Annotated in this window: 13 protein-coding genes; 6 read left to right on the plus strand and 7 right to left on the minus strand. The window is 63.0% G+C overall.

The genetic code is table 11. The features are described 5' to 3' along the window. Positions 1-44 precede the first annotated feature (44 nt). From XH91_RS26565 to petA, 3 genes are all read right to left on the minus strand, one after another. A complete protein-coding gene (locus tag XH91_RS26565; RefSeq protein ID WP_128953331.1) occupies positions 45-719 on the minus strand; it encodes a dienelactone hydrolase family protein in 675 nt (224 codons plus the stop codon). A gap of 176 nt (positions 720-895) precedes the next feature. Continuing rightward, positions 896-2,956 carry a cytochrome b/c1 gene (gene fbcH / locus XH91_RS26570; RefSeq protein ID WP_128953332.1) on the minus strand — a complete coding sequence of 687 codons (2,061 nt, stop codon included), beginning with the start codon at positions 2,954-2,956 and terminating at the stop codon, positions 896-898. A 62-nt stretch (positions 2,957-3,018) separates the two neighbouring features. After that, complete coding sequence (gene petA / locus XH91_RS26575; RefSeq protein WP_092227410.1) at positions 3,019-3,549, minus strand: ubiquinol-cytochrome c reductase iron-sulfur subunit; 531 nt, start codon at positions 3,547-3,549, stop codon at positions 3,019-3,021. A gap of 280 nt (positions 3,550-3,829) precedes the next feature. Here petA and XH91_RS26580 point away from each other — a divergent pair, with 280 nt between their 5' ends. From XH91_RS26580 to XH91_RS26605, 6 genes are all read left to right on the plus strand, one after another. Next, positions 3,830-4,294: a tRNA (cytidine(34)-2'-O)-methyltransferase gene (locus XH91_RS26580; protein WP_128953333.1), complete on the plus strand. Its 465-nt coding sequence runs from the start codon at positions 3,830-3,832 to the stop codon at positions 4,292-4,294. A 13-nt stretch (positions 4,295-4,307) separates the two neighbouring features. Further along, entirely contained in the window at positions 4,308-4,940 is a 633-nt protein-coding gene (queE, locus tag XH91_RS26585; RefSeq protein ID WP_128953334.1) for a 7-carboxy-7-deazaguanine synthase, read from the plus strand. A gap of 14 nt (positions 4,941-4,954) precedes the next feature. Continuing rightward, positions 4,955-5,320, plus strand: coding sequence for a 6-pyruvoyl trahydropterin synthase family protein (locus XH91_RS26590; RefSeq protein WP_128953335.1), 366 nt, complete (start codon positions 4,955-4,957; stop codon positions 5,318-5,320). After that, entirely contained in the window at positions 5,317-6,216 is a 900-nt protein-coding gene (hemF, locus tag XH91_RS26595) for an oxygen-dependent coproporphyrinogen oxidase (RefSeq protein ID WP_128953336.1), read from the plus strand. The genes XH91_RS26590 and hemF overlap by 4 nt, the downstream gene beginning before the upstream one ends. After that, positions 6,207-6,947: an HAD family hydrolase gene (locus tag XH91_RS26600; protein WP_128953337.1), complete on the plus strand. Its 741-nt coding sequence runs from the start codon at positions 6,207-6,209 to the stop codon at positions 6,945-6,947. The genes hemF and XH91_RS26600 overlap by 10 nt, the downstream gene beginning before the upstream one ends. Positions 6,948-7,210: 263 nt before the next feature. Beyond that, on the plus strand, positions 7,211-7,429 hold the full coding sequence (locus tag XH91_RS26605) for a YodC family protein (RefSeq protein WP_128953338.1): 219 nt from the start codon (positions 7,211-7,213) through the stop codon (positions 7,427-7,429). Between the two features lie 131 nt (positions 7,430-7,560). On the opposite strand, the gene XH91_RS26610 is transcribed toward XH91_RS26605, so the two are convergent. The 4 genes from XH91_RS26610 to XH91_RS26625 all read right to left on the minus strand — a co-directional run bounded on the left by XH91_RS26610 (position 7,561) and on the right by XH91_RS26625 (position 12,270). Then, the gene (locus XH91_RS26610; RefSeq protein ID WP_128953339.1) at positions 7,561-8,367 is read right to left on the minus strand and encodes a substrate-binding periplasmic protein; all 807 of its coding nucleotides are present in this window, start codon (positions 8,365-8,367) and stop codon (positions 7,561-7,563) included. 872 nt (positions 8,368-9,239) lie between these two features. Beyond that, positions 9,240-10,280 (minus strand): MBL fold metallo-hydrolase, encoded by a 1,041-nt coding sequence (locus XH91_RS26615; RefSeq protein ID WP_128953340.1) that lies wholly within the window; start codon positions 10,278-10,280, stop codon positions 9,240-9,242. A gap of 275 nt (positions 10,281-10,555) precedes the next feature. Continuing rightward, the gene (locus XH91_RS26620) at positions 10,556-11,548 is read right to left on the minus strand and encodes a TauD/TfdA family dioxygenase (protein ID WP_245477207.1); all 993 of its coding nucleotides are present in this window, start codon (positions 11,546-11,548) and stop codon (positions 10,556-10,558) included. Between the two features lie 251 nt (positions 11,549-11,799). Next, a complete protein-coding gene (locus tag XH91_RS26625; protein ID WP_128953342.1) occupies positions 11,800-12,270 on the minus strand; it encodes an SRPBCC domain-containing protein in 471 nt (156 codons plus the stop codon). Positions 12,271-13,052: the final 782 nt, after the last annotated feature.

Raw genomic sequence — 13,052 nt, forward strand, 5'->3', positions numbered from 1 at the left:
ATTCCCGGCGACCTGCCCTGTGTCGCTTCAGCGCGTGACTGCGTTCATCCCAGATGCTTCCGGAAAAACTCCGTCGCCCTCCCCCAGGCGAGCTCCGCGGCTTCGCGGTCGTGCACGGCCTGGCGCTGCTCGTTGACGAAGGCGTGCTCGGCGTCATAGCGGAACAGCTCGAGCGACTTGCCGGCGGCCTTCATGGCCTTCTCGAAGCCGCCCACCAGCTCCGGCGTGCACCAATCGTCCTTGTTGGCGAAATGCGCCTGCAACGGGATCTTGACGTCGGCGGGCTTGGCCGCCTGCTCCGGCGGGATGCCGTAGAATACGACGCCGGCGGTCAGCTCCGGCACATGCACCGCGCCGATGATCGTGACGGCACCGCCGAGGCAGAAGCCGGTCAGCCCGACCTTGGCACCATTGCGCGACAGATATTGCGTGGCGCCGCGCACGGTCTGCGTGGTGGCGTCCATGAAGTCGAGCGAGTTCATCTCTTTGCCGGCCGCGTCCGTGTCATGATACGGCACCACCTTGCCCTTGTAGAGGTCGGGCGCCAGCGCATCGAAGCCGGCGAGCGCGAAGCGGTCGCACAGGCCCTTGATCTGGTCCGACAGGCCCCACCATTCCTGGATCACGACCACGCCCGGCGCGTTGCCGCGCGCGGCATTGGCGAGATAGCCCGAGGCGTCCTTGCCGTCCGGGCGCTTGAAGGTGATGCTGGTTCCCATGGTGTCCTCCGATGGGTTTCTGGGGGAGCGGTTGGTGGCATTTTGGCGGCTGCGCGCACAATGCGCAATCCACACTCCCGTCATTCCCTGGCGCGACGAAGTCGCGAGCCCGAAATGACGGCAACAAAAAAGCCCCCTTGCGGGGGCTTCTTCGGTCTCGTCTCGCGTCACGCCGCTCAGTGCGAGTCGGCCCAGACCTTCTTCTTGGTGAAGTACATCAGGAACGCGAAGATGATCAGGAAGATGAAGACCTGGAAGCCGAGGCGCTTGCGCGCCTCCATGTGCGGCTCGGCGGTCCACATCAGGAACGTGGTGACGTCGTGGGCGTACTGCGCGACGGTGGCCGGCGAGCCGTCGTCATAGGTCACCTGGCCGTCGCTGAGCGGCTTCGGCATCTTGATGGCATGGCCGGGGAAGTACTTGTTGTAGTACGTCCCCTCGGGCACCGTGACGCCCTCCGGCGGCTTCTCTTCAAAGCCCTGAAGGATCGCGTCGACGTAGTTCGGGCCCTGCTCCTGGAACTGGGTGAAGAAGTCGAAGATGAACTGCGGAAACCCGCGCTCGTAGGACCGCGCCTTGGTGATCAGCGAGAGGTCCGGTGGCGCTTTGCCGCCGTTCGCCGCGGCCGCCGCCTGCTCGTTGGGGAACGGCGGCGGGAAGTAATCCGCGGTGCGGCCCGGACGCTCGAACATCTCGCCCTGGTCGTTCGGGCCGTCCTTGATCTTGTAGTCGGCCGCGAAGGCAGCCGCCTGTGCCACCGAATAGCCCGGCCCGCCGGGATCGGCGAGGTTGCGGAACGCGATGTAATTCAGGCTGTGGCAGTTCGAGCAGACTTCCTTGTAAACCTTGAGGCCACGCTGGAGCGAGCCACGGTCAAACTTGCCGAATGGGCCGGAGAACGACCACTTGTTCGACGGGGGCTTCATATCGCCCTCGGCGCGAGCATCCTGCAGCGTGCCGACGAACAGCGCGCCGGCCGCGACGAGCGCGACCGCGATCGACGCGACGGCCTTGCCGCTCTTGGCGAGGATCGCCTCCGAGATCGAGTTCGGAACCGGCCGCGGCTTCTCGATCCGCGAGAGCAGCGGCAACACGATCAGGAAATAGGCGAAGTAGCAGACCGTCAGGACACGGCCGGCGATCACGTAGATGCCTTCCGGCGGCTGCGCGCCGAGATAGCCGAGCAGGATGCAGACCGCAACGAAGATCCAGAAGAACTGCTTGGCCAGCGGACGATACTTCGACGAACGCGTCCTCGCGCTGTCCAGCCAGGGCAGGAAGCACAGGATGATGATCGCCGAGAACATCCCGATCACGCCCGCGAGCTTGTTCGGGATCGAACGCAGGATCGCGTAGAACGGCAGGTAATACCATTCCGGCACGATGTGCGGCGGCGTCACGCCCGGATTCGCCGGAATGTAGTTGTCGGCGTCGCCGAGATAGTTCGGCATGTAGAAGATGAACCAGGCGTAGAGCAGCAGGAAGCAGGCGACGCCGAAGCCGTCCTTGATCGTCGCATGCGGCGTGAACGGCACCGTGTCCTTTTCCGTCTTCGGCTCGACGCCGTCAGGATTGTTCTGGCCGGCGACGTGCAGCGCCCAGACGTGGAGCACGACGACGCCCGCGATCAGGAACGGCAGCAGGTAGTGCAGCGAGAAGAAGCGGTTCAGCGTCGGGTTGCCGACCGAATAGCCGCCCCACAGCAGCGTCACGATGCTCTCCCCGACATACGGAATGGCCGAGAACAGATTGGTGATGACGGTGGCGCCCCAGAAGCTCATCTGGCCCCAGGGAAGCACGTAGCCCATGAAGCCCGTCGCCATCATCAGGAGGTAAATGATGACGCCGAGGATCCAGAGCACCTCGCGCGGCTCCTTGTAGGAACCGTAATAGAGGCCGCGCAGCATGTGGACGTAGACTGCGAAGAAGAACATCGACGCGCCGCAGGCATGCATGTTGCGCAGCAGCCAGCCGTAGTTGACGTCACGGACCAGCAGCTCGACCGACTTGAAGGCGAGATCGGCATGCGGCGTGTAGTGCATCGCCAGGATCACGCCGGTCAGGATCTGCATCCCCAGCATGAAGGACAGGATGGCGCCGAAGGTCCACCAATAGTTCAGGTTGCGCGGGGTGGGATAGACGACGAAGGAGGAATGGACGAGACCCATGATCGGCAGGCGCCGCTCGATCCATTGCAGTGCCGGATTGCTCGGCTGGTAGTCGGATGGTCCGCTCATGATGCGATCCTGAGGAAATAAAACGACGAGACGGTTCGAGGCTTCGGACGCGGGTCCGAAGCTCAGCCGATCTGGATTTTGGTGTCGGAAACGAAAGTGTACGGCGGCACGGCCAGGTTCGCGGGCGCGGGCCCCTGGCGGATGCGGCCGGACGAATCGTACTGCGAACCATGGCAGGGGCAGAAGAACCCGTCGTAATTGCCCTCATGGGCGATCGGGATGCAGCCGAGGTGGGTGCAGATGCCGATCACGACCAGCCACTGGTCATGGCCGGACTTGACCCGGGCCTCGTCGGACTGGGGATCGGGCAGGCTCGCCACGGGAACGGCGCGCGCCTCGTCGATCTGCTTCTTGGTGCGGTGGCTGATGTAGATCGGCTTGCCGCGCCAGAACACCTTGATGTCCTGCCCCTCGGCAACCGGGCTCAGATCGACCTCGATCGGCGCACCTGCCGCGATGGTCGAGGCGTCCGGATTCATTTGGGAGATAAAGGGCCAGAGCGCAGCCGCGCCCCCTACTGCTGCAGCTGCCCCCGTTGCAACGAATAAGAAATCACGGCGTGTCGGATGGTCCGCCGAAGACGCTGTCGTCACGATTCCAACCCTTTCTTCTTATGCTGCCGGTGGAACCGCTCCAGGGGCCCCCAAGGTCCCCGGAACAGTGCTGCCGGCGCCCGCGGCCCCCCGCGGCGGCAGAACTTGGCTTGTCCTCGCCAAAACAAGGCGAAAAACAGCAGTCCAGAATCGTTCTATTGGCACCCTTGCAGGGCGAGCGCAAGCCCGCTAACGGCGCGGGAGCGTGCAATGCACGAATTCCCGCGCTAGCGATGTTTTATTGAGACAATTCCGTCCCGGCCGAAGCCCTGTAACGCCCATGCAGATCGCACTTTTCCAGCCCGACATTCCCCAGAACACCGGCACGATTCTCAGGCTCTGCGCCTGCTTGGGGCTGGCCGCCCATATCATCGAACCGGCTGGCTTCCCGGTCTCCGACCGGCATTTCCGCCGGGCGGGAATGGATTACCTCGACCATGTCAGCATCACCCGGCACGACTCCTGGACCAAATTCGAGGAATGGCGGGCGGCACATAGCTACCGCCTGCTGCTGTTCACCACCAAAGGCGCCACCGACTACCGCGATTTTCGTTACCAGACGTCGGACATCCTGCTATTCGGGCGCGAGAGCGCCGGCGTCACCGACGCGGTGGTCGAGGCTGCGGATGCGCGGCTGGTGATCCCGATCACCGAAGGGTTGCGGTCGCTCAATGTCGCCATGACCGCGGCGATGGCCGCCGGCGAAGCACTCCGGCAGGTCCGGAACCCGCACGATTTGATATGACGAGGAGAGACCAGTGAGCTACGCGGTCAAGGAAATCTTCCTGACCCTGCAAGGCGAAGGCGCCCATGCCGGGCGCGCGTCGGTATTCTGCCGTTTTGCCGGCTGCAACCTCTGGAGCGGCCGCGAGGCGGATCGCGCCGGCGCGACATGTCAATTCTGCGACACCGATTTCGTCGGCACCGACGGCACGCTCGGCGGCCGCTACGCCACGGCCGTGGAACTCGCCGACACCATCGCCGCGCAGTGGACCGGCCCGGCCTCCAATTGCTACGTGGTGCTGACCGGCGGCGAGCCGCTGCTCCAGGTCGATGACGCGCTGGTCGCGGCGCTCCATGCGAAGGGCTTCGAGATCGGCGTCGAGACCAACGGCACGGTCGAAGCGCCTGAGGGCCTCGACTGGATCTGCGTCAGCCCGAAGGGCGGCAGCGCGCTGGTGCTGCGACAGGGGCACGAGCTCAAGCTGGTCTATCCGCAAGCCCTCGCCGCGCCCGAGACCTTCGAGGGCCTCGCCTTCGAGCGCTTCTCTCTGCAGCCGATGGACGGGCCCGAGGTCATCGAGAACACCGCGCGCGCGATCGACTATTGCCTGCGCCATCCGCAATGGCGGCTGAGCGTGCAGACGCATAAATCGCTCGGCATCAGATAGGACTGAACGGACAGATGTGGGAATTGACCAAACAGTTCCGCTTCGAGGCGGCGCATACGCTGAAGGGCACGACCTTTGGTGAAGCGAGCGAAGAGATCCACGGGCACTCCTTCCGCGCCGAGGTAACGGTACGCGGCACGCCCGACCCTGCGACCGGCATGGTGATCGATCTCGGCCTGCTCCAGCGCGCCATCGAGGAGGTCAGGCTCACGCTCGACCACAAGTTCCTCAACAAGATCGAGGCGCTCGGCACGCCGACGCTGGAGAATCTGTCGCGCTTCGTCTGGGAGCGGCTGGCGCATGTCGGAAAGCTGAGCCGCGTCAGCATTCATCGCGACAGTTGCTACGAGAGCTGCACCTATTACGGTCCGCAAACATGACATCCACACTGGACCCAACAGTCATCGAAGAGCGCAAGGCCCGCGCCCGCGCCTGGTTCGAGCGCTTGCGCGACGACATCTGTGCGAGCTTCGAGCGGCTCGAGGACGACGCGCCGGAAAGCCTCTACCCCGGCGCGGCTGGCCGCTTCAATCGCACGCCCTGGCAGCGCACCGACCACAGCGGGGCCAAGGGTGGCGGCGGCGTGATGTCGATGATGTCGGGCCGGCTGTTCGAGAAGGTCGGCGTGCACTGTTCGACCGTGCATGGCGAGTTCGCGCCGGAGTTTCGCGCGCAGATCCCGGGCGCGGCGGAGGACCCGCGGTTCTGGGCGTCGGGCATCTCGCTGATCGCGCATATGCGCAATCCGCAAGTGCCGGCCGTGCACATGAACACGCGCTTCGTCGTCACCACCAAGGCCTGGTTCGGCGGCGGCGCCGACCTCACACCGGTGCTCGACCGCCGGCGCACGCAGCAGGACGCGGACACCCTCGCCTTCCACGCCGCAATGAAGGAAGCCTGCACGGGGCCGAACGGCGTTGCCGATTACGACAAGTACAAGAAATGGTGCGACGAGTATTTCTACCTGCCGCACCGGAAAGAGGCGCGCGGCATCGGCGGCATCTTCTACGACTGGCACGACAGCGGCGACTGGGACGCCGACCTCGCTTTCACCCAGGATGTCGGCCGCGCCTTCCTGAAGATCTACCCCGAGATCGTCAGGCGCAATTTCGCGACAGCCTGGACCGCTGACGATCGCGAGGAACAGCTGATCCGGCGCGGGCGCTATGTCGAGTTCAACCTGCTCTACGACCGCGGCACCATCTTCGGGCTCAAGACCGGCGGCAATGTCGACTCGATCCTGTCGTCGCTGCCGCCGGAGGTGAAATGGCCATGAATGCAACCAAGCCCCTCCCCCGCGCCATGCTGATCGACATGGACGACACCATCCTGTCCGCCTATGGCCGGCCCGAGATTGCCTGGAACACGATCGCGGAAGAATTCGCCGAGGAGCTCGCGCCGCTGCCGCCGCGCGAGGTCGCCACGGCCGTGCTGGCCTATGCGCGGCAGTTCTGGTCGACCGCCGGAGCGGAGTGGCGGATGAAGCTCGGCGAGGCGCGCCGGCTCACGGTGCGCGGCGGTTTTGCCGCGCTCGAGGCCCGTGGCCATCGTGCGCTCTCCGACGCGCTTGCCGATCGCCTCGCCGACCGCTTCACCACCTATCGCGAGCAAGCCATCTTCGTCTTCCCCGGCGCGCATGATGCGATCGACGCCTTCAAGGCCCACGGCGTCAAGCTCGCGCTGGTCACCAACGGCGCCGCCGACATGCAGCGCGCCAAGGTCGAGCGCTTCGAGCTCGCCCATCGCTTCGACCACATCCAGATCGAGGGCGAGCACGGCTTCGGCAAGCCCGAGGAGCGCGCCTATCTGCACGCGATGCAGGCGCTCGGCGTCACTGCCGAGGACACCTGGATGATCGGCGACAATCTGGAATGGGAAGTCGTGACGCCGCAGCGCCTCGGCATCTACGCGATCTGGCTCGACGCGCATGGCGACGGCCTGCCCGAGGGCTCGACCGTCAAGCCGGACCGCATCATCCGCTCGCTGACCGAGCTGGTGCCGGGCTGAATCTTCGAAAACAACCCCATGCACAGTAGGCGGCTGCTGCGAAATCAGCCGCTTGCCGCAAAACGCCACGCGACTGCGGATTTTACGAAAATCCGTTGACCCGTCGGGCAAAACAGGCGCATGATGCCATCGTCGGGATGCTGGCGATGAAAGCGCCTCCCGGCTCGCGAGCGCACTGCGCATCGCCCGCGCGCCCCGTGTTCGGCGTGTCATGACAAGTTGCTAGCCTCGGCTCCGGATCGATCAACTGGAAAGGACAATCCATGGAATTGAAAGCCGGCGATATCGTCATGCTCAAATCGGGCGGCCAGCCGCTGACGGTGGCGGAGGTCAAGGGCGAGGACGTGCTCTGCGTCTGGATGGGCATGGAAGGCGATCTCTTCCGCGAGACGCTGCCGCTCGCCACCCTCATCCAGGTCGAAGAAGACCACGACGAGGATGAAGACGAAGACGAGGAAGAAGACGACGAGGACGACGAATAGTCTCGTCCAACGCAGGGAAGTTACGGTGCCGGTGCACTCAACTTGCAGGACACGGCGGGTCATGAAGTGCTGGCGCCGTAATCGACGCGATCCACCACACGGTCGTCCACAGCCCTTGGTGCCCGGCCTCCTTAGTGCCCGACCTTGGGCCCCAAATATTTCTCATAGATGGCCTCAAAGCTGTGGTCGTCCTTCATGCTCGTCAGCGCTCGATCGTAATCGGCAATCACTTTCGAATAATCGTGTTGCTTGTTGAATGCGAGATAACTTGGAATCTCGTCGACGCCTGGAGACAGTTCCCTTATCTTGTCCGGATACCCGTAGTTGCGCGCGGCGTCGAGGACGACATGCCGGTAGCCGATCGCCAGATCGATCCTCTTCAGGGCAAGCATGCCAACGAGGGTATCGACATTGTTGGTTTCGACAACCGTCGACCATACCCCTGCCTCGAGTGCACGATCGACCTTGAGGCCGTAACTCGTGCCCCTGATGGTCCCGATCCTAAGCCCTCCCAGCTTGCCGATGTCGCCGTCAAACGTCACATCGGAATCGGCCGGGACAAAAAACGCCAGCACCTGGGTGATGACCGGGACGTTGGTATAGGTGAGAAACTCGTTTCGCTCAGGCAGCTTGAAAACGGAGAATATTCCGTCGACACGACCGCTGCGAACTTCCGCCAGGCAACGTGCCCAGGGCATCACCTGGACTTCGAACGGCTCGCCAGTCCTTCGAAAGGCTTCGGTCACGACATCGACAAGTATTCCGGACGGCCTGCCATCCTTGACATAGGCTGTGGGCGAACTGTCGGCGGCCACGAGGACAAGGCCGGCAGGATACGCATTGCCGCAGCCCGTTGTCGCGACCGCGAGGGCGAACAGGAAGGATCTCAGAGAACCAGCGCCTTTGGCTGAATCCCGGATGCGCTGATGTCGCATCATGTCGAACTTTCGCGGCGCTGGCTCTCGCGCAAATCGAAGTCACGCGCGAATCTCGCACCTCCGCGGGGCATTGCCAAGCGCAAAGGGATTCGGAACCGCGGGAGACATTGGAATTGGCGACTGAACCGCCTCCGGCAGTATCTGCAGCGGTCGGCTTTGGCAGAAATCGCACATCATGTGGCACGCATCGGCGGAGATTGCTTCGGGCCGCCGGGCAACCTTAGCCAAATCGCACGACCGCTCGCGCCAGGCGGCCCCGTGGTGCCGGGGATGTGACTGGTCGTGAAGCCGTGATCCGTTGGGGCTTTGCGGTCGAAGGCCAATTTAAGGGGGCAACGACATCCGGAGAAAAACGATGCGTTCCATTTTGGCTTTGAGCCTTTTGATCGCCCTTTGCGGCGCTGCGAATGCAGCGACGGTGCATCACACCCATCAGCACGCTGTCGTGCACTCCCGGCAGAGCGTACCTCGATCCGCTTCGAGCTTTGCCTACGCGCCGTCCGAGTCGCCGGGCCAATTCCGGTCGACCTCCTGTAGCCAGCCCGAGCCGTATTACGGCGCATGTCAGGGCTATGCGCCCGGGGAAAAGGAGCGGTTTCTCGGCAGCGTATTCACCCCGTAGAAGCCATCCACATCGCACTTGATGATGCGCACCCTCGTGCGCGAAAGCCTGTTGAAGTTGAACTCGCCGTTGCCGGATATTTTCGCACGATCGAGCAACAAGCGGGAACGGAGTTCCTATTTCGCCTGGGCGCAAAAGCAAAAGCCCGTACGGCGCGAGCCGTGCGGGCTGTCGTCGAGCGCCTGCTCGTCGACAAGTTTGCCACGGGCCACAAACGGACTGACAAACCCGCAGCGAAGATGAGCAGCTTTCATGCCTTCCAGGACGTGAGCACCGCCTGCGCGCATTCGTTCATCACCGTGAGTGCACGTTCAACAGTCGGCGCCCCCAGCACGAACGGATTAGGACCTGCGCCCGCGGCGGCAGCGAGTTTCTCGATCGAGCCATCATAGGCACTGTGGTTCGAGATGAAGACATCGACGCCCTGTTGCCTCGCCAACTCACGAGCCCGAGCCGTGGCTTCGACATAGGCCTGCAACCTTTCCGGCTTCCGGCCGAAATTGAAGGCGGTGCCGCCCCACAGCAGCGCGCGATGTTTCTGAGTTCCCAGGGTCACGTCGAAGATCGGCGATATCGTTCCCATCGTGTGCCCCGGGGTGATCAGGATGTTCACGATGGTGTCACCAAGCTGGACTTTGTCGCCATCAGTGACGACGACGTCGCGTTTCGGAGGCCGCCCCCAAAGCGGATGGTCAAACTCGAGCTTGGTTTCCATCATGGCCCAATCGGCCTCGCTGAGGACGATGCGCGACCCATACTTCCGGGTGAAATAGCCGGCTCCGCCATAGTGGTCGCCATGGCCGTGGGTCACGATGATCGTCTTCACTTTCGATGGATCGAGTCCGACACTCTTGAGGCCTCGCTCGATGGTATGCTCCGCGTCATCGTCGTTATTCATTGCATCGAGCAGGATGATGCCGTCGGAAGTCGTGAGCGCCCAGGCGCTGACCCATTTGCCGCCGACGAAGTACAAATTGTCGAACGCCCTGCCCGGCGGCGGCGCGGGTAGCGCCATCAACTTCTCCAAATCGGGCATCGGTGCCTTGAAATTCGGGTCGGCCGACTTGCCGAGCACGAGTAGCGCCTCGAGATCGCTGCCTGCGGCCTGTCTGGCGGCCGTGAGATGACGTTCGACTTCCGGAGTCATCGCATCGGCCAATGCTTGCGGTGCCGCTAGTGCGAAGCAACAAGCACAGCCCATTTTAAGCAGCGCCCGCCGACTGGTTCGCGAGGCGTGCGGAGCTTCTTCAGCGCGAAACGGAGTTGGCATCTTTTGACGAAAGAGAGCCATTGGGGTGTCCTCACTGGCTGGCGTTTCTGACGGATCCCGAGACAATATTCGGCCCACGCTCGGCCAAACGCAAGCCACCCAAATCTCGATCGCGCAAATCGATCCGCCTCCGGTTCGGGGCAAAATTGCCGCTTCGATCAACGGCAGGGCGCGGCCGGCTCATCCTTGATGAACGGACGTCCTTCGCGCAGCTTTGATGGCAGGGAATTGGTCCAGTTCGTCGCGTTTGGACCTTGGGCCGAGTTCTATCGCGCGACGCAATCAGGTGTATGCCATCAATCCAGCGGCACGTTCAGACTGGTCCCTTTGACGATGATGCCGCCACGGTTGCCGATCTCGATCGAACCGTAGCGTTGCCTGAAGCAATCGGGCAGCGGCCGGTCGCCTTCCATGCTGAGCCAGAGGCGCAACAAATGACGCTTCTGGCTGACATCCGGCCAATCGCGGAATCCGGTCCGATCGTGCAGAAGGGCATGATTGTAGACGAACTGCATGTCGCCAGGCTGCAGCCGCATGCCGAAATGCAGCGATGGGTCATTTGCGAGCGCATCAAACAGGTCGAGCGCCTCGACGTGAGCGGGCGTCAGCCTCATGGCTTCAGGGAAGCGCTGCGCGCTGTCGATGTACTGGCGCTGATAGAAACCGGTCAGGAACCCCGCATGCCAGTTCAGCACGGGGATTTCGAGATATGGTTTTTCGTTCTCCGGGACCTCGCCGCGGCGGTCCGTCGCGATTCCGTCGAACAGGAGGGCGGCAAGGTCGGGACGCCTGGCAAACATCTCGTTATAGATCGTCGACGTGCTGACGAGGAGCGAGTCCCCACCCTCCATGGCCTCGCGAATGCATAGCAGCCCGACCACGTCGGACGAATCCGTGTGAAACGTCTGCCGTTCCGAGGTCTGATAGATCCTGACGTTCGGATCCTTGGCGTCGGCGCCGACGTCGCGGACGTGACCGAGAATATGCCCCGCGGCATTTTGCGATCGCGCCGACCCCAAATGCGCACCCACCCCGCAAAAGATGGTCGCGGCAAACGCCTGGCTGTACTTTGCCACCGGCAGGCCGCGGATGACTTCGAAGCCGAGGCCGGTGAGCAGCGTGGTCTTGAGCTGTTCGAGATGCGCGCCGAGACGAGGCAGCGGAAAGCTCTCCTTGGTGATCCCGGCGATGTTGCTGCTCCGACCCAGATAGGATTCAGCCGCGTTCTCGAGCTCGGCAATCTCGCTGGCCGCGAGTGTTCTCAACCATCGATCGGGGCTGGCTTTCATCTCGGCGCCTCTCCAGGCGGACGGGATGTCGATCTTCCCTGGAGGGCGATTGATTGCTCGCGCTGAGACGTCGTTCATATCATTGGTTCCCGGGAGAGTGGTCGCCAGACAGGGGGCAGAACCAATCGACGATAGGGTGGCGACCACTTGTTTGCAACTTGGCCAGGCGCAATGCACGGCTAACCGAGGGCAAGCGTCGCTCAGCTTCGAAAACTCGTGTCGTCCTCTGCAAGAGCTGAAGCCGGCCAGGGCTAGCGGTCGCCGGTTTCGACAAACGCCGCCAGATTCTCGAGCGTGGAGGCCATCCCCGCTTCATGGTCGGCTTTGCTGATCCCTTGCGGAACATCGCGTGCGACGATGCTGACGAGAGTCTTGTCGCCCGAGGGATGAAAGACCCAGCTCATCGTCATCGTGCCGGCGAATTCAGGTCGGTCGGATACGAAATCGATGGCCTGGACGATCCTCTGGTCCGGCACAAGTTTGAGGAAGCGCCCCAGCACGACATCGGTCCGGGCCGACGACTTTCCAATGTCGCTCCCGAACGACAAGATGATCTTGAAGTGGCCTCCGTGCCTGGGTTCGAATCTTTCGATTTCAGCTTCGGCGCCCCTGGGCGCAATCCAGCGCGCGAGGTCTCCGGGCTGGATGCAGGCGCTGTAGATGCGCGTCGAACTTGCGGAGATCAGGCGAGACGAGGTGTGCGTCCGGTCCGGCTCGTCCATATCCGTTTCCTGCTTTTGTGTTTGCCCAGCCACGCTCATATCGTTGCAAGACGTCTCCAGTCGTCGCATTCCGACAAGTCAGTCTCGTATTTATCTCGATAGCGGCCGTCAGGTGATTGCGACTGGCGTGCCATTGGCCACGCTGTCGATGACAAATCGCCAGATGGCCTTGCGATCTGCGAATGGCCGGTATCGGAATATTGTGATACAACCCCTGGGTGTCGGGACGGCTGTTCCGTCCCGAATTTCGGGAGGTCCCTTATGCGATCGTCATCAGGCTTCGCCGTGCCGTCAGTCGTTGCGACCTTGTCAGCCGTCTTGCTGTGCAGCAGCACAGCAATGTCGCAGCCCACGCCAAACGCCTCGCTCCCCGCCGTCTCGGTCGAAGCGCCGAAGCCTCGGCCGACTGTTGTGCCACGGCAGGGGCCAACGGCCGTGACCTCCCACCACCGGGCCGCCGGCGCGTCATCAGCCCAAAATCCGGTATTCGCCCCGGATTCGGCGCTGGGTAAGCTTGCCAGGCTGGAGCGATCCGCCAGCAGCTGCAACGGTGGTTGCGAAACAAGTTACAGGGTCGGCAACGCTCCCTGGGTTGGGTGTAGTTACACCGGTGAAAACTTTGCGACCGGAACCAACTTCTCGTCCACGTGCCGGGACACGCTCAGCTACAACACCTACGGGCAATGCTTCGCCACAAAGACCTTCCTGGGCATGACAGGCCGAGAGGCCCGGTGGCTTTGCAGCAGCCTGTTGGCCTCAGGCAAGCTGCCCGGCGAAAGGCA

Source organism: Bradyrhizobium guangzhouense, assembly GCF_004114955.1.
In the GTDB taxonomy this organism is placed as follows: Bacteria; Pseudomonadota; Alphaproteobacteria; order Rhizobiales; family Xanthobacteraceae; genus Bradyrhizobium; species Bradyrhizobium guangzhouense.

What these genes read in the sequence shown, in the direction of transcription:
- XH91_RS26565 (WP_128953331.1), bottom strand. Translation starts at nt 719, where the DNA reads ATGGGAACCAGCATCACCTTCAAGCGCCCGGACGGCAAGGACGCCTCG.
- fbcH (WP_128953332.1), bottom strand. Translation starts at nt 2,956, where the DNA reads ATGAGCGGACCATCCGACTACCAGCCGAGCAATCCGGCACTGCAATGG.
- XH91_RS26580 (WP_128953333.1), top strand. Translation starts at nt 3,830, where the DNA reads ATGCAGATCGCACTTTTCCAGCCCGACATTCCCCAGAACACCGGCACG.
- XH91_RS26590 (WP_128953335.1), top strand. Translation starts at nt 4,955, where the DNA reads ATGTGGGAATTGACCAAACAGTTCCGCTTCGAGGCGGCGCATACGCTG.
- hemF (WP_128953336.1), top strand. Translation starts at nt 5,317, where the DNA reads ATGACATCCACACTGGACCCAACAGTCATCGAAGAGCGCAAGGCCCGC.
- XH91_RS26600 (WP_128953337.1), top strand. Translation starts at nt 6,207, where the DNA reads ATGGCCATGAATGCAACCAAGCCCCTCCCCCGCGCCATGCTGATCGAC.
- XH91_RS26605 (WP_128953338.1), top strand. Translation starts at nt 7,211, where the DNA reads ATGGAATTGAAAGCCGGCGATATCGTCATGCTCAAATCGGGCGGCCAG.
- XH91_RS26610 (WP_128953339.1), bottom strand. Translation starts at nt 8,367, where the DNA reads ATGATGCGACATCAGCGCATCCGGGATTCAGCCAAAGGCGCTGGTTCT.
- XH91_RS26615 (WP_128953340.1), bottom strand. Translation starts at nt 10,280, where the DNA reads ATGGCTCTCTTTCGTCAAAAGATGCCAACTCCGTTTCGCGCTGAAGAA.
- XH91_RS26620 (WP_245477207.1), bottom strand. Translation starts at nt 11,548, where the DNA reads ATGAAAGCCAGCCCCGATCGATGGTTGAGAACACTCGCGGCCAGCGAG.
- XH91_RS26625 (WP_128953342.1), bottom strand. Translation starts at nt 12,270, where the DNA reads ATGGACGAGCCGGACCGGACGCACACCTCGTCTCGCCTGATCTCCGCA.